15 protein-coding genes are annotated in these 17,567 nt (G+C 52.4%); 11 read left to right on the forward strand and 4 right to left on the reverse strand.

All coding sequences use genetic code 11. The annotated features are described in order from the left end of the window. Window positions 1-23: 23 nt before the first annotated feature. Window positions 24-833 (reverse strand): pyrroline-5-carboxylate reductase, encoded by an 810-nt coding sequence (gene proC, locus AB1E22_RS13935; protein WP_367595842.1) that lies wholly within the window; start codon window positions 831-833, stop codon window positions 24-26. A 163-nt stretch (window positions 834-996) separates the two neighbouring features. Between proC and AB1E22_RS13940 the strand changes: the two genes are divergently transcribed. The 5 genes from AB1E22_RS13940 to ppnP all read left to right on the forward strand — a co-directional run bounded on the left by AB1E22_RS13940 (window position 997) and on the right by ppnP (window position 3,662). Continuing rightward, window positions 997-1,458 (forward strand): YaiI/YqxD family protein, encoded by a 462-nt coding sequence (locus AB1E22_RS13940; RefSeq protein ID WP_367595843.1) that lies wholly within the window; start codon window positions 997-999, stop codon window positions 1,456-1,458. A 111-nt stretch (window positions 1,459-1,569) separates the two neighbouring features. Continuing rightward, on the forward strand, window positions 1,570-2,094 hold the full coding sequence (aroL, locus tag AB1E22_RS13945) for a shikimate kinase AroL (protein WP_367595844.1): 525 nt from the start codon (window positions 1,570-1,572) through the stop codon (window positions 2,092-2,094). A gap of 44 nt (window positions 2,095-2,138) precedes the next feature. Next, window positions 2,139-2,330 carry a YaiA family protein gene (locus AB1E22_RS13950; RefSeq protein ID WP_367595845.1) on the forward strand — a complete coding sequence of 64 codons (192 nt, stop codon included), beginning with the start codon at window positions 2,139-2,141 and terminating at the stop codon, window positions 2,328-2,330. Window positions 2,331-2,611: 281 nt separating this feature from the next. Next, window positions 2,612-3,289, forward strand: a complete 678-nt coding sequence (locus tag AB1E22_RS13955) for an AroM family protein (protein ID WP_367595846.1) — start codon at window positions 2,612-2,614, stop codon at window positions 3,287-3,289. 79 nt (window positions 3,290-3,368) lie between these two features. Continuing rightward, window positions 3,369-3,662 carry a pyrimidine/purine nucleoside phosphorylase gene (ppnP, locus tag AB1E22_RS13960; protein WP_034457894.1) on the forward strand — a complete coding sequence of 98 codons (294 nt, stop codon included), beginning with the start codon at window positions 3,369-3,371 and terminating at the stop codon, window positions 3,660-3,662. Between the two features lie 136 nt (window positions 3,663-3,798). Here ppnP and rdgC read toward each other — a convergent pair whose 3' ends face one another. Further along, a complete protein-coding gene (gene rdgC / locus AB1E22_RS13965) occupies window positions 3,799-4,710 on the reverse strand; it encodes a recombination-associated protein RdgC (protein ID WP_367595847.1) in 912 nt (303 codons plus the stop codon). A 125-nt stretch (window positions 4,711-4,835) separates the two neighbouring features. Between rdgC and mak the strand changes: the two genes are divergently transcribed. Continuing rightward, window positions 4,836-5,747, forward strand: coding sequence for a fructokinase (gene mak, locus AB1E22_RS13970; RefSeq protein ID WP_367595848.1), 912 nt, complete (start codon window positions 4,836-4,838; stop codon window positions 5,745-5,747). 45 nt (window positions 5,748-5,792) lie between these two features. On the opposite strand, the gene sbcC is transcribed toward mak, so the two are convergent. Both sbcC and sbcD read right to left on the reverse strand, forming a co-directional pair. Beyond that, complete coding sequence (sbcC, locus tag AB1E22_RS13975) at window positions 5,793-8,948, reverse strand: exonuclease subunit SbcC (RefSeq protein WP_367595849.1); 3,156 nt, start codon at window positions 8,946-8,948, stop codon at window positions 5,793-5,795. Then, window positions 8,945-10,162 carry an exonuclease subunit SbcD gene (gene sbcD / locus AB1E22_RS13980; protein WP_367595850.1) on the reverse strand — a complete coding sequence of 406 codons (1,218 nt, stop codon included), beginning with the start codon at window positions 10,160-10,162 and terminating at the stop codon, window positions 8,945-8,947. Before sbcD ends, sbcC begins: the two co-directional genes overlap by 4 nt. Window positions 10,163-10,349: 187 nt before the next feature. Between sbcD and phoB the strand changes: the two genes are divergently transcribed. From phoB to malZ, 5 genes are all read left to right on the forward strand, one after another. Then, window positions 10,350-11,039, forward strand: coding sequence for a phosphate response regulator transcription factor PhoB (gene phoB, locus AB1E22_RS13985; RefSeq protein WP_139882222.1), 690 nt, complete (start codon window positions 10,350-10,352; stop codon window positions 11,037-11,039). A 22-nt stretch (window positions 11,040-11,061) separates the two neighbouring features. Next, complete coding sequence (gene phoR / locus AB1E22_RS13990; protein WP_367595851.1) at window positions 11,062-12,369, forward strand: phosphate regulon sensor histidine kinase PhoR; 1,308 nt, start codon at window positions 11,062-11,064, stop codon at window positions 12,367-12,369. A gap of 409 nt (window positions 12,370-12,778) precedes the next feature. Further along, window positions 12,779-14,098: a branched-chain amino acid transporter carrier protein BrnQ gene (gene brnQ / locus AB1E22_RS13995; RefSeq protein WP_367595852.1), complete on the forward strand. Its 1,320-nt coding sequence runs from the start codon at window positions 12,779-12,781 to the stop codon at window positions 14,096-14,098. Between the two features lie 71 nt (window positions 14,099-14,169). Then, window positions 14,170-15,540 carry a proline-specific permease ProY gene (proY, locus tag AB1E22_RS14000; RefSeq protein ID WP_367595853.1) on the forward strand — a complete coding sequence of 457 codons (1,371 nt, stop codon included), beginning with the start codon at window positions 14,170-14,172 and terminating at the stop codon, window positions 15,538-15,540. Between the two features lie 150 nt (window positions 15,541-15,690). After that, window positions 15,691-17,508, forward strand: coding sequence for a maltodextrin glucosidase (gene malZ, locus AB1E22_RS14005; protein WP_367595854.1), 1,818 nt, complete (start codon window positions 15,691-15,693; stop codon window positions 17,506-17,508). Window positions 17,509-17,567 lie beyond the last annotated feature (59 nt).

Genomic DNA, 17,567 nt, shown 5'->3' on the forward strand with positions numbered 1-17,567 from the left:
CCGTGCAGGAGAGGGTGTGAAAACTATGATTTCCCGAGCAATTCGGATTTCGCCATACATTTCACCATCGCTTCCATCACGGCCGCTCTGAAGCCTTTTTCTTCCAGAACTTTTACCGCTTCAATGGTGGTACCGCCTGGTGAACACACCATATCTTTCAGCTCGCCCGGATGTTGACCGGTTTCCAGCACCATTTTTGCGGAACCCATTACCGCTTGTGCGGCAAACTGGTACGCCTGTTTGCGCGGCATTCCACCTAATACTGCGGCATCGGCCATCGCTTCAATAAACATAAACACATAGGCTGGCGCCGAGCCGCTGACGCCCACAACCGGGTGGATCAAGGCTTCTGGTACCACTTCGGCAAGCCCGAAGCTGCGGAAAATATTCACCGCATCGGCAATATCTTCCGAACTGACCAGCGCGTTTGGCGTAATGGATGTCATCCCGGCATTCACCAGCGCCGGTGTGTTAGGCATCGCGCGGATAATTTTGCGGTCATGGCCCAGGGCTTTAGCCAGAGAATCCAGCGTCACGCCTGCTGCAATGGAAATAACGACGGTATCTTTATTCAGGCTGGAATTAACTTCACTCAGCACTTTTAGCATGACATTTGGTTTCACCGCACCGAAAACAATATCGGCGATTTGAGCCACTTCCTGCGCGCTTTGTGCCGCGTTGATACCATATTGCGCGCGTAAGGCTTCCACTTTGTCGGGGGACGGCGTATAGACCCAGATATTACCTGGAAGCACTTGTCCACTGGCTATCAGACCACCAAGGATGGCTTTTCCCATGTTGCCGCAACCAATAAATCCAATCTTCTTATCCAAAGTCTCACTCCATCGTCTGAGTTGTGTGGTGAGCATAGCTTAACGCGCTTTCAGGCGCGCTTAAACAAAACAGTCAGTTGCTCTATATCTAAAAGATAAAGTTTGCGATTCTCAAAAAGCACGGCAAGATCGCCTCCATTCCCGTCGACAATCAGGAGTCGTCATGCAAATTTGGGTGGATGCGGATGCGTGTCCGAAAGTGATCAAAGAAGTGCTGTTTCGCGCCGCCGAACGAGCGCAAATAATGGTAACGCTGGTTGCCAACCAGGGGATGAAAACTCCGCCCTCACGCTTTATTCGTAGCCTGCAAGTGGCTAGCGGATTTGATGTGGCCGATAACGAAATTGTGCGCCGCTGTGAAAAAGGGGACTTAGTTGTGACCGCCGATATTCCTTTGGCCGCCGATGTGCTGGAAAAGGGTGCTATCGCCTTGAATCCTCGCGGAGAACTTTACACCCCAGCCACGATTCGCGAACGCCTGACCATGCGTGATTTTATGGATACATTAAGAGCCAGCGGAGTACAGACCGGCGGCCCTGACAGCCTTAGCCAGCGCGACCGTCAGCTCTTTGCCAATGAACTCGAAAAATGGCTGCTCGCCGCCAGTCGCTCAAAAAGCGCTTAATAACGATGTAATTCTATTCCACGTACTAGCTTGCTGGTATTATTCGTTGTGTAACGATGAACGTTATAAATTTTCTTTCCATGTTTGCGAACAGCAAAGGATTAGCCACTGATGACTCAACCCATTTTTTTAGTCGGCGCTCGAGGTTGTGGTAAAACAACCGTAGGTGTTGCGTTAGCGCAGGCATTGGGCTGTAACTTTGTTGATACCGACCACTACCTTTTAACCAGCACGAACATGAGCGTTGCCGATATTGTGGCGCAAGAAGGCTGGGACGGTTTTCGTCGCCGCGAATCTGGCGCACTGCAAAGTGTTACCGCGCCTGGAACGGTTATCGCAACGGGTGGCGGCATGGTTCTGGCTGAAAGTAATCGCCAGTTTATGCGCGAGCATGGCGTGGTTATCTACCTGCGCGCTCCGGCACAAATTCTGGCATCGCGCTTAGAAGCATTCCCGGAAGAGGGCCAGCGCCCAACGCTTACCGGCAGGCCGATTACCGATGAAATTGTTGAAGTGCTCGCCGCGCGTGAAGCCCTCTACAACCAGGCTGCACATCATGTCGTTGATGCCACGCGCCCTCCCGCAGAAATTGTCGAAGCGGTATTAGCGGCGCTGCGTACGGCTCGCGCCAGCTGATTCCTGGCTATACTTAACGCTCATTCATCACCAAAGGAAGAGCGATGGCGAGCAATCCTCCATATCCCCGGGAAGCGCGTATTGTTACCGTTGAAAAGGGTTCAACAGAAAAAACGGTCACCTGGTATCAACTTCGTGCCGACCATCCCCATCCTGATACGCTGATCAGCGAGCACGAAACAGAACAAGAAGCGTTAGATGCGAAGCGGCGTTATGAAGACCCGCAAAAAACGTAAGATCCCGGCAAGGACGCCATCATTTCCGACTCCTCCTTCAAATTAATTCACTGGCATGGCGACAAATCACATCTTTAACGCCATTTGCTTGTTAAATATTAATTATCATGATGTTGTATCGTTGTGATTGACGTTTCGTTTAATATTCCGGCAGATACTCTGCAATTATGCTGCTACGCTTTGTGGTTAATTATTGAGCGACCTTCAGCAGAGTATCCTTCGAGAGGAAAGGTACCAGCGCAGCAATGAAGGGCTGATATGGGACAAAGGCGGAACGAAACATGAAGCAAACATTGGCAATAATTACTATCGGCGTCGTTCCGGTCAGTGAAATACTGCCGCTACTCACGGACCACATTTCTGTAGAACAAATCAAACTACTCAGTTTATTGGGTAACCTTTCGTATGACGAAGTGATGGCGGAATATGCCCCATCACCTGGCGAAGAGCCGCTTCTGACACTTTTATCTGGCGATGCTTTGGCTTACGTGGGCAAAGAGAAAGTCGAGCGTGCGTTGCAGGCGACGATTGAGCTTCTCGATAACCAGGGGTTTGATGTCATTTTGCTGATGAGCACCCACAGCTTCTCCACGCTGACGGCGCGAAAAGGCATTTTGCTGGAACCCGAACGTATTATTCCGCCGCTGGTGGCCTCGATTGTGGATGGGCATCAGGTCGGCATCATTCTTCCCGTTCCTGAAATGATGAAATTCCAACATAAAAAATGGCAGATGCTACAAAGCGAACCGTTGTATGAACTGGCGAATCCGGTTCATGGAACCGAGCAGGATTTAATCGATGCAGGGAAAAAACTGGTTGCTGACGGCGCAGATGTGTTAGTTCTCGACTGCCTGGGGTTCCACCAAAAACACCGCGATTTATTGCAAAAAACATTAGATATCCCGGTATTGTTATCGAACGTTCTGATTGCGCGCCTGGCGTCAGAATTGCTCACTTAACACCGGGCAATAATTTGCGTGACAGGCTCTCGAGTTCCCCTCTATATTGTTTTTTCAACTATTTTAAAAGGGCCTGGTCATGCTTCAAAGTAATGAGTACTTTTCCGGTAAAGTGAAATCTATTGGGTTTACGAGCAGCAGCACTGGCCGCGCAAGTGTTGGGGTAATGGTCGAAGGTGAATACACGTTTGGCACAGCCCAGCCAGAAGAAATGACCGTGATTAGCGGGGCATTGCACGTTCTGCTGCCGGGTGAAACTGAGTGGAAAACTTATGCAGCGGGCACCGTGTTCCATGTTCCAGGGCACAGTGAGTTCCATTTACAGGTAGCCGAGCCGACATCATATCTCTGTCGTTATTTAGCTGATAAATAAATGATTATGGTGGATGGCGCGTTCGCTTATCCACCCTACAATACCGAATTTGTAGGTCGGGTGGCGCATTCGCTTATCCACCCTACAATACCGAATTTGTAGGTCGGGTAAGCGAATGCGCCACCCGACATAAAACTTAGCGCTGTGCTTCGCCGCCTAACGCTTCAACCAGATTCTTAATCAACGCCGCTAACTCGCCGGTCATCAGAATAAAATCGGCATCAAAACGCCCACCGAAATCTTCGCGGTCAATATCATCATTCTGCTCACGCAGCGTGTCGGCAAACTTCAGGCGCTTAATCGAGCCATCATCGGCAACCAAAAACTGAATGCGTTCTTGCCAATCGAGAGCCAGTTTCGTCACCACTTTATCGGCTTCGATATGGGCTGCGATTTCGTCACACACCAGATCCTGTTGCTTACAGCGAATCACGCCGCCGCCTTCAAGAATGGCTTTCAGTTCAGCTTCATCCATCAAGGCAAAGCCCGCAGGCACATCGCCGGAGCGAACCCATTCGGTCAGCGTCAGCTCAATCGGATTTTCCAGCGCTAACGGGACAACCGGCAATGAACCGAGGCTTTTACGCAGCAATGCCAGGGTATCTTCCGCTTTTTTAGCGCTCGCGCAGTCCACCATGATCAAACCATTTACGGTGTCGATCCACATCATTGTTTGATTGAAACGGCTGAATGCACGCGGCAACAAAGAGTGCAGCACTTCATCTTTCAGAGAATCTTTCTCAGTCTTTTTCAGCTTACGAGCCTGTTCGGCTTCGAGGCGGCTGATCTTCGCTTCGAGTTCTTGTTTAATCACCGGAGCCGGGAGAATTTTTTCTTCTTTACGGGCGCAAATCACAATCTGCCCGTTGGCAACATGGGTTAATGCATCGCTGTGCGAGCCCATTGGCGACACCCAGCCGGTCTTGGCCATATCCTGGCTGCCGCATGGGGTGAACGTGAACGCGGCCAACTGTTTTTCCATGTCATCCGCTGAAAGCGTGATGTCACGGCTTAAACGGTAAACCATTAAATTTTTGAACCACAGCATGATTATTTCCCGGACTGTCAGTTAAACGCAGCGGGCATGATAGCGAATCAGCCGCTGGGTTTCATTGCCTTTACGGGGCTTCACTTCTATTCTATTGATAATGTTAATTAAATGAGGGCATCGCTGTGCGCATTGGTATCGACTTAGGTGGAACAAAAACAGAAGTGATCGCTCTGGCGAACGATGGCAAACAACTTTTCCGCCACCGTCTGCCGACACCAAAAAATGATTATCAGCAAACTATCGGCACGATTGTGGAGCTGGTGCGTCTGGCAGAAGAAGCCACGGGTGAAAAAGGCACGGTCGGCATTGGTATTCCTGGTTCGATTTCGCCTTATACCCGCGTGGTAAAAAATGCCAACTCGACCTGGCTTAATGGGCAACCTTTCGATAAAGATCTGTGCGACGCGTTACAGCGTGAAGTCCGGCTGGCAAACGATGCCAATTGCCTGGCCGTTTCAGAAGCCATTGATGGCGCAGCGGCAGGCGCGGGAATAGTCTTTGCGGTGATTATCGGCACGGGGTGTGGATCGGGTATTGCCATTAACGGGCGCAGCCTGATTGGCGGTAATGGCACGGCGGGCGAGTGGGGGCATAACCCATTACCCTGGATGGATGACTCAGAGCTGCAATTTCGTGAAGAAGTGCCGTGCTACTGCGGCAAGCAAGGCTGTATCGAAACCTTTATTTCCGGCACTGGCTTTGCCACGGATTACCATCGTCTAAGTGGTAACCCGCTTAAAGGCAATGAAATCATGAATTTGGTTGAGCAGGGTGATGCTGTAGCGGAACTGGCTATCAATCGCTATGAAATGCGTCTGGCAAAATCGTTGGCCCATATCGTCAATATTCTTGATCCCGATGTGATCGTGCTGGGTGGCGGTATGAGCAACAACGAGCGTTTGTACAAAACGGTGCCGCAACTGGTGAAACCGTGGGTGTTTGGCGGAGAATGCGAAACGCCTATCCGTAAAGCGGTGCACGGTGATTCCAGCGGCGTACGCGGGGCTGCATGGCTGTGGCCGCTGGAGAAATAATTTTCCTGTCACCAAAACCCTCGCCCCTTTGGGGCGCGGGTCGTACTACTCGACCGCAAACTCCTTCTCTAATCGGCTTACGCCCAATCCATTGATCTTCTTCACCTTAATCTGAACCGGAATACGCTCTTTCATCGCCTCAACGTGGCTTATCACGCCGATGGTTTTGCCGCTGGCATTAAGCGTGTCGAGCGCATCCAGCGCCGTATCCAGCGTTTCGGCATCCAGCGTGCCAAAGCCCTCATCCAGGAATAGCGAATCAATACGCGTTTTATGGCTCACCAGGTCGGACAGCGCCAGCGCCAGCGCCAGGCTCACCAGGAAACTTTCGCCGCCGGAAAGTGTGCGCGTGTCACGGACCGCGTCGGCCTGCCACGTATCCACCACTTGCAGCTCTAAAGCCTCGCTATCTTTGCGTTGCAATAAATAGCGCCCGTGTAAGCGATTAAGCTGGTTGTTCGCCAGCCACACCAGATTATCGAGCGTCAGCCCCTGGGCAAATTTCCGGAATTTATCGCCTTCTTTCGAGCCAATTAGGGCGTTGAGATAGCCCCAGTCTTCCACCTGTTGCTGGCACTCAACGATTGCCAGCATGAGTCCTTGTTGGCGCTGGCGGTTTTCCGCATCATGTTGAAGCTGCTGTTGGATTTGCCCTTGCTGAGTCGTGTTCTCGCGCAGTTGCTGATTGCAGCGTGCGAGCTGCTGCTGCAGAGCATCTAATTCAGCATCACTCGCCAGCGATTCTGGACGAGCCACGTGATGCTCGATCAGCGCTTTTTCCGCCTGCTGGCAGAGAACCGTTTGTTGCTGATGCTGTTGCTCAAGTTTTTGTTTTTTCTGCTCAAGCTGTTGGCGTTCGCCCTCATCCAGCAAAGCTGCCTGGAAAGTTTCTATGTTTTCAAACGGGCTTTCGGCCAGCGCTCTGAGGAAATGTTCATGCGCCTGGGTTGCACGTGCCTCTTCCTGCTGGCTCTGCTGTTGCAGCGTCTGCCACTGGCTTTCCAGAGCAATACAATCGCTGTGAAGCTGGTGCCAGGTTTGTAGCGCAGAAACCTGCTCGCTTTCCGATAATGCTGCAGGGGTGGTGCCATCGTCGACCAGGGCGTTGAGCACATTTTCCAGCGTAGCTAACTGCTGCTGCAAACGCGGAAGCTGCTCACTGCGTTGCTGCCAGCTCTGAGATTCCTGCTGACGTTCTGCGATCCAGCTCGTTTCCTCGCCGGAAGCGGGGTGTTGCAAACCCATATTTGTCAGCGATGCGTTCAGCGTATCGCGTTGCCCGGTGACCTCGGCAGCAAGTTTTTCATACTGCAGCCGCGTCTGAGAAAGCTGCTCTTCCAGCACGATGCGCTGGCTGAGTTGATGCAACGCCTGTTCGCGCTGCTCTTCGTTTTCCAGCCACTGCTGGAGATCATCCTCTGGTGCCAGCGCCAGTTGCAGGTGGGCACACAGTTGTTGCCAGCGTAAACGCAGCGCGGTTTCTTCTTCGTCCAGGGCAGTGATTGCGGAAATCAGGTTTTCGCGCTGCTTACGCTGGGTATCAAGCTGACCTTTCATCGCAAAGCCCGTCTCCGCAAGGCTCGCCACTTCACGTTTTAATGCTGCATGCCGCTGCTGGTTCTCTCCCGGCACAATGGCCTGATAATCCGCCACCGCCGGATGCTGCGTGGAGCCGCACAGCGGACAGGGTTGATCGAGCTGCAAATGGGCGCGTTCTGCTTCAAGGCTGACAATCCGCAATTCCAGCTCACACACTTTTTCCAGGTCGCTTTCATGCTGTCGGCGTTCTTTATATTGCTGCCGTTTTAGCGCCAGCTCCGCATCGCCTTCGGTAATCAGCTTATCAAGCGTTGCAATTTCTTGTTGTTGCTGATTTTTTCGCTTGAGAAGCGAAGAGAGCTGCGGCTGTAACGTCGCAAGCTGCTGCCGATGAGGACGTGCGGTCACCATCGCCTGTAAATGAGCACTCACTTCTTCAGCGTTAAGTGACAAAGCGGGCGCGGGCAGTCGTTCCAACTTTTTCTGGCTGGATTCAATATCGCGCTGCAAGGTTTGTAGCTGAGCGGCATCGCGCTGTTGCTGGTTGAACGCCATGCGCCAGCCTGCGAGTTCTGCACCCCACTGGCGATAACGGTCATGTGTTTTTAGCCATTCTTGCAACTGCGTGTTTTCTTGTGCCAGTTTTGCCGTCTGATTTACTGCTGCAATGCGCGTCTGCTGGCGGCGCACCGTTGCCTGATGTAAGCGAGTATTCACTTCTTCGGTTTGAGCATGCGTTTTTTGCAGCGTAGTTTGAAGTTCCTGCAGCCGCTGCCAGTCAGGGCGCAATTTTTCTGCCGGTTGTGCACGCTGGAGTTTAGCCAACTGCGGCGCTGCTTCTTCAATCGCCTGGGCGGCAGTTTTCAGCGCGAGCTCAGCCTGCATGTGGCTTTGGGTGAGTTGGTTAAGTTGGGTTAGCCACTGCTGCTGTTGCTGGAGCGTAACCTGTTCTGCAAGCACGGCTTTTTCTGCTGTAGTCAGTGCTTGCAAACTCTCTGAGAGTTGCTGGCGCTGCTCTTCGCTTAACAGCACGACCCCTGCGGCCTGCGCCTGAAGGTTCTCAAGCTGGCAACGCATATTTTTATGATTTTCGAATACTGCCGCAGAGACCGTGCCGTAAATTTCAGTTCCGGTAAGCTCCTCAAGCAGTGACGCCCGGTCATTGGCATCGGCGTTTAAGAACGCGGCGAATTGCCCCTGGGATAGCATCATTGAGCGGGTAAAACGATCGTAATCCAGGCCGGTCAGTTTGGCGGTGACATCCAGTTTGTCTTTAACTTTATCGGCAATGATTTTTCCGTTCGCCACTTCTGCCAGCTCTACGCGCGGGGCCTGCAGATTGCCATTTACCGCGTTGCGCGCGCGGTTCTGGCTCCAGAAAGCACGGTATGCCACGCCTTTGACTTCAAACTCGACTTCCGCCAGGCATTCGGCGGTGTCACGCGTCATCAGGTCATTTTGCGACTGAGAGACGGTATTGAGCCGTGGGGTTTTGTGATAAAGCGCGAGGCAAATCGCATCCAGCAGTGTGGTTTTCCCCGCACCGGTGGGGCCGGTAATGGCAAACAAACCGTTGCTGGCGAAAGGTTCGCTGGTGAAATCTATTTTCCATTCCCCTTTCAGGGAGTTCAGGTTTTTTAAGCGCAGGCTAAGGATTTTCATGCCTGTTCCTCCGCGTCATGCAGGCTCGCCACCGTTTGAGCAAACAGGGTGCGCAAACGGTGGGCGCGTTCTTCGGTAGTTTCTTCCTGACTCAGGCGGCGTTCAAAAACCTCTTCAACCGTCAGTTCACTCAATGTTTCTTTATGCTGCTGAGCAATAACGCGCTCGCGCTGTTCACGGCTTCGGCGCAGCAAAACGACTTCGACGGGCAGTGTTTCGGTGAGTTGCTGAATATGGCGTTGCATATCATGCAGATATTCATCGGTGGCGATTTCAATATCCAGCCATACTTTGGGTTCTGCGGGAGCATCGCACCACTGTGCAAGCTGCTGTTCTATTTCACTGAGCGAACCTTTGATAACCGCTAAAGGCTGGCTGACAGGAACCGTGAGCGGCATAACGTCATGAAGTTTACCTTCGGCAAACTCAACCAGATATACGCTTTTGGCCTTGCCGGTTTCATCAAAACTTAAAGGAATCGGCGAGCCGCTGTAACGGATATGTTCGGTACCGCCAATGAGTTGCGCCCGATGAATATGGCCCAACGCGATGTAATCCGCCTGCGGGAAATGCTGCGCCGGGAAAGCATCAAGCGTGCCGATATAAATGTCGCGAACCGCATCACTTTTGGTCACGCCGACGGTGGTTAAATGCCCGGTGGCGATAATCGGCAGCTTCGTATCAGCGCGTAATTCGCAGGCTGCGCTGTAACACTGCTGATAATGTTCGCTAATGGCTTCCATTAATGAACGCTGTTTTTCATGGCCGGACAAACCCGCCTGGCTGCTCTGAATATCGCGTGGTCGCAAAAAAGGGATGGGGCAGAGTATCGCGCCAGGCTGGCCGGCTTTCGTATTAAGGATGATCGCCTGCTGGCTGGCATCATGGCGCGCGCTGGCGATAACGTAGGTATTCAGGCACGCCATCAGTTCGCGGGATTCATTCAGCGTGGCAACGGAATCATGGTTCCCTGCCAGAACCACCAGAGAGCAGCCGGTCGCCTGAAGCAGCACCACAAAGCGGTTGTACAGTTCACGGGCATAGCTTGGCGGCGATCCGGTATCAAAGATATCGCCAGCAACAATTATGGCATCCACATGATGTTCGACGGCCGCGTTCAGTAGCCATTCAAGAAAAGCCTGGTGCTCCGGCCCGCGGCTTTTGGTATAAAAATTTTGACCAAGATGCCAGTCCGATGTGTGAATGATGCGCATATCTATCCCATGCCAGAAAAAACCTGCGGGGATTATAAGGCCTGGCATCACGAAGGGCACTTATGGTTGTCATAATTCAAGGTGATGAGTCATTGAGCGGTCATGTTTTTCATAAATCTGTCATAAATCTGACGCATAATGGCGCGGCATTGAAACAACAATAATTATTCCTTGAGCAAGGCGAATCATGGCGAAGCGTATATTAGTCGTAGAAGATGAAGCTCCAATCCGTGAAATGGTGAGCTTTGTGCTTGAGCAAAACGGTTTTCAGCCCGTAGAAGCGGAAGATTATGACAGTGCAGTGAATCTCCTTATCGAACCTTTCCCCGATCTGATCTTGCTGGACTGGATGTTGCCCGGCGGCTCCGGGATTCAGTTTATCAAACACCTCAAGCGTGAAGCCCTGACGCGTGAAATACCGGTGATGATGCTGACGGCGCGTGGCGAAGAAGAAGATCGCGTGCGCGGCCTTGAAGTCGGTGCGGATGACTATATTACCAAACCGTTTTCTCCGAAGGAGCTGGTGGCCCGCATCAAAGCTGTGATGCGCCGTATTTCGCCGATGGCGGTTGAAGAAGTCATTGAGATGCACGGGTTAAGTCTTGATCCCTCATCACACCGTGTGATGGCGGGTGAAAACCCATTAGATATGGGGCCAACGGAATTTAAGTTATTACACTTCTTTATGACGCATCCGGAGCGGGTGTACAGCCGTGAACAGTTGCTTAATCACGTCTGGGGCACCAATGTTTATGTCGAAGACCGAACGGTGGACGTCCATATTCGGCGGTTACGCAAAGCGCTCGAACACAGTGAACATGACAGAATGGTACAAACAGTACGCGGTACGGGCTATCGGTTCTCAACCCGTTTTTAATTCTTTCTCAGGAGAGTGACGCGTGCTGGAACGGTTGTCATGGAAAAGGCTGGTGCTGGAGCTGGTGCTCTGTTGCATTCCCGCCGCCATTTTAGGCCTCATCTTTGGCCATTTACCCTGGTTTTTATTACTGTCTGTCACCGGGCTGCTGGTCTGGCATTTCTGGAATTTGCTGCGTTTGTCGTGGTGGTTGTGGGTGGATCGCAGTATGACGCCGCCGCCGGGGCGGGGGAGTTGGGATCCACTGCTCTACGGCCTGCATCAGATGCAGTTGCGTAATAAAAAACGCCGTAAAGAGCTGGGAAGTCTTATCAAACGCTTTCGTAGCGGTGCGGAATCGCTGCCCGATGCGGTGGTGCTGACCACTGAAGAAGGGACAATCTTCTGGTGTAACGGGCTCGCTCAGCAACTCCTGGGTTTGCGTTGGCCGGACGATAACGGGCAAAACATTCTTAACTTATTGCGTTACCCGGAATTCACCCGTTATCTGTCCCAAAAAGATTTTGCCCGCCCGCTAACGCTGGTGCTTAACAATGGTCGCCATCTGGAATTTCGCGTGATGCCTTACAGTGACGAACAGTGGCTGCTGGTGGCGCGGGATGTCACTCAAATGCACCAGCTTGAAGGTGCGCGGCGCAACTTTTTCGCCAACGTCAGCCATGAGCTGCGAACGCCGTTGACCGTGTTGCAAGGCTATCTTGAGATGATGCAGGACCAGGCGCTGGAAGGGCCGCTGCGGGAAAAAGCGCTCGGCACAATGCGCGAACAAACTTCGCGCATGGAAGGGCTGGTTAAGCAGCTTCTGACGTTATCCAAAATTGAAGCGGCTCCGGCGATGGTGCTCAATGAAAAGATTGATGTGCCTTTGATGCTGCGTGTGGTGGAGCGCGAAGCGCAAACGCTCAGCCAGAAAAGGCAAACGCTACAGTTTGAAATCGATTCCACTCTGAAAGTGTTTGGTAACGAAGAGCAACTGCGCAGTGCGATTTCGAATCTGGTGTATAACGCGGTAAACCACACGCCAGAAGGGACGCATATTACGGTGAGCTGGAAGCGGGTCGCGGGTGGCGTGAGTTTTAGCGTGGCCGATAGCGGCCCGGGGATTGCGGCAGAACATATTCCTCGTCTGACTGAGCGTTTCTATCGGGTAGATAAAGCGCGTTCACGTCAAACAGGCGGCAGCGGGCTTGGGCTTGCGATTGTAAAGCATGCGTTAAGTCATCACGATGCGCGGTTGAATATTGAAAGCCAGCCTGGCAAAGGCTCGACGTTCTCCTTTGTACTACCTGAGCGTTTGATTGTTAACGAGAAAGTGGTGCAGGCAGAGTAGCTCAAAGGTGTCATGTCAAAATAACTTTCCACAGGCCCTAATTTTGGCCTGTGTTTTTTTTAGTCTATTGTAAATCAAAAAACCTTAATTGGTGATATTTTAACCACATAAAAGACCATGATCTTTTCTTATGATTAAACTAATCAACCAGGAATTGTGTTAATTAAAGCATATCAATCTGGTTTTTAGATCCCTTCTTGCCTTCAAACGCTATAAGCGTTTTAATTGCCGCCCTGTGATTGGCAGACAGACTGGATATGAGTGGTAATTCAAACAACTATTCTTCTCCACCGATCCCGGAAAGGATTTTCCGCTGCTGTAATTGCCGATTGCCGCTTTTATGCTGAGTTTACCGGCATGAAAATTTGAATACTTTCAACACCACACATCCACAGGCTGCAAATATTTTATGACCCATCATTTAAAATCTCGTGACATCCTGGCATTGGGCTTCATGACCTTTGCGCTGTTTGTCGGCGCCGGTAATATCATTTTCCCGCCGATGGTGGGTCTTCAGGCAGGTGAACACGTTTGGTGGGCATCGCTTGGCTTCCTGGTCACCGCAGTGGGTTTGCCGGTGCTTACGGTTGTCGCTATCGCCCGCGTTGGCGGCGGTATTGATAGCCTGAGCTCACCGATTGGCCGCCGTGCGGGCCTGGTGCTGGCGACGGTTTGTTATCTGGCCGTTGGCCCGCTATTTGCGACTCCGCGTACCGCGACAGTTTCCTTTGAAGTCGGGATTGCCCCGTTGACCGGTATGGGCGAGCTGCCGCTGTTCATCTACAGCCTGGTCTACTTTGCGCTGGTAATGGGTATTTCCCTGTACCCTGGCAAACTGCTGGATACCGTCGGCCATGTGCTGGCTCCGGTAAAAATTGTGGCGCTGATTATTTTATCAGGGGCGGCGATTCTTTGGCCTGCGGGGGGGATTAGCACCGCGACTGAGGCCTACCAGAATGCTGCGTTCTCCAACGGTTTCGTCAATGGTTATCTGACCATGGATACCCTGGCGTCGCTGGTATTCGGGATTGTTATTGTTAATGCCGCACGTTCTCGCGGCGTGACCGAAGCGCGTCTGCTGACTCGCTACACCATCTGGGCAGGTATTATCGCGGGTATCGGTTTAACACTGATTTACCTGGCGCTGTTCCGTTTGGGTTCCGATAGCGCAACGCTTGTGGATCAAGGCGCAAATGGCGCGGCCATTCTGCATGCTTACGTTCAGCACACCTTCGGTGGCGCGGGCAGCATCTTCCTGGCAGCGTTGATTTTCCTCGCTTGCATGGTAACGGCAGTTGGCCTGACCTGTGCTTGTGCTGAGTTCTTTAGCCAGTATTTGCCGCTCTCTTATCGCGCACTGGTGTTTATCCTTGGGCTGTTCTCGATGGTGGTGTCAAACCTGGGCCTGAGCCATCTGATTCAGATTTCAATCCCCGTGCTGACGGCCATTTACCCTCCGTGTATTGCACTGGTCGTGCTGAGCTTTACTCGCCCATGGTGGAATAACTCATCGCGAGTGATTGCTCCGGCAATGTTAATCAGCCTGCTGTTTGGCATCGTTGATGGAATTAAGGCTTCAGCAATCAGCAATATATTACCTGATTGGACCGCGCGTTTACCGCTGTCTGACCAGGGCCTGGCATGGCTCATCCCAACCTTGATTATGGTGGTTATTACCATCATTTGGGACCGGGCAGCAGGGCGGCAGGTGGCTTCCGCCGCGCACTAAAATTTGATTTGTTGTTTAACCACGGGGCTTTGCTCCGTGGTTTTTTTATTATTAAGCAGGGTGTGGAATCAATGGAAAACGCTAATAAACTCAAGCGCGGCTTGAGTACCCGGCACATACGCTTTATGGCGTTGGGCTCGGCAATTGGCACCGGGCTGTTTTATGGCTCGGCAGATGCAATCAAAATGGCAGGGCCGAGCGTTCTGCTGGCTTACATTATCGGCGGCGTGGCGGCTTATATCATCATGCGTGCGCTGGGCGAGATGTCGGTTCATAACCCTTCCGCCAGTTCGTTTTCTCGTTACGCGCAGGATAACCTTGGGCCGTTGGCGGGCTATATCACCGGCTGGACTTACTGCTTTGAAATATTGATAGTGGCGATTGCGGATGTCACCGCATTCGGCATTTATATGGGCGTCTGGTTCCCGGCGGTGCCGCATTGGGTCTGGGTTTTGAGCGTGGTGCTGATTATCTGCGCCATCAACCTGATGAGCGTGAAGGTATTTGGCGAGCTGGAGTTCTGGTTCTCCTTCTTCAAAGTTGCCACCATCATCATCATGATTGTCGCCGGTATCGGGATTATCGTGTGGGGGATTGGCAACGGCGGCCAGGCAACGGGCATCCATAATTTATGGACCAACGGCGGCTTCTTCAGCAACGGCTGGATAGGCATGATTATGTCGTTGCAGATGGTCATGTTCGCCTACGGCGGCATCGAAATTATCGGGATTACCGCCGGTGAAGCGAAAGACCCACAGAAATCTATTCCGCGTGCGATCAACTCAGTGCCACTGCGTATCCTGGTGTTTTATGTGGGCACGCTGTTTGTGATTATGTCCATTTACCCGTGGAACCAGGTGGGCACCTCCGGTAGCCCGTTCGTGCTGACCTTCCAGCATATGGGGATCACCATCGCCGCAGGCATTCTGAACTTTGTGGTTATTACCGCTTCTTTGTCCGCGATTAACAGCGATGTGTTCGGCGTTGGCCGTATGCTGCACGGTATGGCGGAGCAGGGCAGCGCGCCGAAAGTGTTCGCTAAAACCTCACGCAACGGGATTCCGTGGGTGACGGTCATGGTGATGTGCTGCGCGCTGCTGCTGGCGGTGGTATTGAACTACCTGATTCCTGAAAACGTCTTCCTGGTGATTGCATCGCTGGCGACATTTGCCACCGTGTGGGTCTGGATAATGATCCTGCTGTCGCAGATTGCTTTCCGTCGCAAGCTCTCTCCTGAAGAGACGAAAGCGCTGAAATTCCCGGTACCGGGCGGTGTGGCAACGACTCTTGTTGGGCTGGTGTTCCTGGTGTTTATCATCGCGCTAATCGGCTGGCACCCGGATACCCGCATTTCGTTGTACGTCGGCTGCGTGTGGATTGTACTGCTGCTGGTTGGCTGGATGTTTAAACGTCGCCAAATTCTGGCGGCAAACCAGGGTTAATCTCTTCTCTCAAACTCACTGCTAGCGCGGTGAGTTTGAGCTTCTCTTTCTCCGCCCCCGTTTTCCTCCCCCAATAAAAATAGTAATGATGAGTGATCCCCAGCTACGCTGTGGCAAGGTGGCGTCAATTATTTATCTGGGGATGCGATTATGTTGAATGCCTGGCACCTTCCGGTGCCCCCTTTCATACAAACACGTAAAGATAAGCTGCACATTACTCTTTGGGTTTCAGGCACGGATTTACCGCAGCGTGTAGTTTTGCGTTATGAGAAAGATAACGAAGACACGTCGGTTCAGATGACGCGCCAGAAAACGTCGCCAGAAGAGGAAATCGTCGCCTGGCGCGGCGTGATTGATTTATCCGAAGGGCAGCCACGCCGTCGCTACAGTTTTAAACTGTTGTGGCTGGATAAACAGCGCTGGTTTACCCCTCAGGGAATGGGATCCATTCCTCCTGCAAAACTTGAGCAATTTGCCGTTGATCTCCCGGATGATGGCCCCCAATGGGTGCAGGATCAAATCTTCTACCAGATTTTCCCCGATCGTTTTGCGCGAACCGAGCAACGCACCCCGGAGCAGGATCAGGTTTATTATCATCACGCTGCAAAGCGCGACATTATTTTGCGAGACTGGAATGAGCCGTTGCTTGGCGAGGCAGGCGGATCGACATTTTATGGGGGCGATCTGGACGGTATCAGTGAAAATCTGCCGTATCTCAAAATGCTGGGTGTTACCGCGCTCTATCTGAACCCCATTTTTACCGCCCCGAGCGTACACAAATACGATACCCAGGATTACCGCCACGTCGATGTGCAGTTTGGGGGCGATCATGCTTTTTTACGCCTGCGTAAAAACACTCAGCGATACGGCATGCGCCTGGTGCTCGATGGGGTATTTAACCACAGCGGCGATACGCACCAGTGGTTTGACAGGCAGCAAACCCATGGCGAAGGGGCGAGTCACAATCCACAATCGCCGTGGCGTGACTTTTACAGCTACAACGACGATGGGCGCGCCCTCGACTGGCTTGGATATTCCAGTTTGCCGAAACTGGACTACCAATCCACTACCCTGGTTGATGAAATTTACCAGGGGGAGGACAGTATCGTGCGCCACTGGTTACGCGAGCCCTGGGGCATTGACGGCTGGCGGCTTGATGTCGTGCATATGCTCGGTGAAGCGGGAGGCGCGAAAAATAATCTTCTGCATGTTTCGGGGATTACCAGGGCCGCAAAAGAGACGAAACCTGATGCTTACATGCTGGGCGAACATTTTGGTGATGCGCGGCAGTGGCTGCAAACCGATGCTGAAGACGCCGCGATGAACTATCGCGGTTTCACCTTCCCGCTGTGGGGATTCCTGGCCAACACCGATATTTCGTACGATCCGCAGCATATCGACGCGCAAACCTGTACCACATGGATGGATGAGTATCGCGCAGGGCTTTCACATCAGCAGCAGTTGCGTATGTTCAACCAGCTTGATAGCCATGATACCGCGCGCTTTAAATCGATCCTTGGCAAAGATGTCGCAAGATTGCCGCTGGCGGTGGTGTGGCTGTTTTGTTGGCCGGGTGTGCCGTGTATTTACTACGGCGATGAAGTGGGGTTAGACGGCAACAACGATCCGTTCTGCCGCAAGCCTTTCCCGTGGAATCCTGATCAACAAGATCTGGGTCTCCTGGCGCTCTACCAGCGGCTCGGTAAATTACGCCATAAAAGCCGTGCTTTGCGCCAGGGCGGCTGCCAGGTGGTTTACGCCGAAGGTGACGTGGTGGTGTTTGTGCGCGTATACCAAAACGAACGCGTGCTGGTGGCGATTAACCGTGGGGTACCTATCGACGTTACGCTGCCATTTAATCCGTTATTAGGCGGCAAAACCTGGAAGCAGCACGAAGGCAAAGCAGTGCTGGAAAATTGCCAGTTGTCGCTGCCTGCTGTTTCCGTCTCTCTCTGGCAAAATCTTTAATCAGGTAACCGGTTTCCCTCTTCGTCAGGCGAGGGCGGAAACTGGTGCTATTCTTATTT

The sequence above is a fragment of the Buttiauxella gaviniae genome (assembly GCF_040786275.1).
Classification (GTDB): domain Bacteria; phylum Pseudomonadota; class Gammaproteobacteria; order Enterobacterales; family Enterobacteriaceae; genus Buttiauxella; species Buttiauxella gaviniae_A.

What these genes read in the sequence shown, in the direction of transcription:
- sbcD (WP_367595850.1), bottom strand. Translation starts at nt 10,162, where the DNA reads ATGCGCATCATTCACACATCGGACTGGCATCTTGGTCAAAATTTTTAT.
- phoB (WP_139882222.1), top strand. Translation starts at nt 10,350, where the DNA reads ATGGCGAAGCGTATATTAGTCGTAGAAGATGAAGCTCCAATCCGTGAA.
- AB1E22_RS13955 (WP_367595846.1), top strand. Translation starts at nt 2,612, where the DNA reads ATGAAGCAAACATTGGCAATAATTACTATCGGCGTCGTTCCGGTCAGT.
- ppnP (WP_034457894.1), top strand. Translation starts at nt 3,369, where the DNA reads ATGCTTCAAAGTAATGAGTACTTTTCCGGTAAAGTGAAATCTATTGGG.
- AB1E22_RS13940 (WP_367595843.1), top strand. Translation starts at nt 997, where the DNA reads ATGCAAATTTGGGTGGATGCGGATGCGTGTCCGAAAGTGATCAAAGAA.
- AB1E22_RS13950 (WP_367595845.1), top strand. Translation starts at nt 2,139, where the DNA reads ATGGCGAGCAATCCTCCATATCCCCGGGAAGCGCGTATTGTTACCGTT.
- aroL (WP_367595844.1), top strand. Translation starts at nt 1,570, where the DNA reads ATGACTCAACCCATTTTTTTAGTCGGCGCTCGAGGTTGTGGTAAAACA.
- proY (WP_367595853.1), top strand. Translation starts at nt 14,170, where the DNA reads ATGGAAAACGCTAATAAACTCAAGCGCGGCTTGAGTACCCGGCACATA.
- sbcC (WP_367595849.1), bottom strand. Translation starts at nt 8,948, where the DNA reads ATGAAAATCCTTAGCCTGCGCTTAAAAAACCTGAACTCCCTGAAAGGG.
- brnQ (WP_367595852.1), top strand. Translation starts at nt 12,779, where the DNA reads ATGACCCATCATTTAAAATCTCGTGACATCCTGGCATTGGGCTTCATG.
- malZ (WP_367595854.1), top strand. Translation starts at nt 15,691, where the DNA reads ATGTTGAATGCCTGGCACCTTCCGGTGCCCCCTTTCATACAAACACGT.
- rdgC (WP_367595847.1), bottom strand. Translation starts at nt 4,710, where the DNA reads ATGCTGTGGTTCAAAAATTTAATGGTTTACCGTTTAAGCCGTGACATC.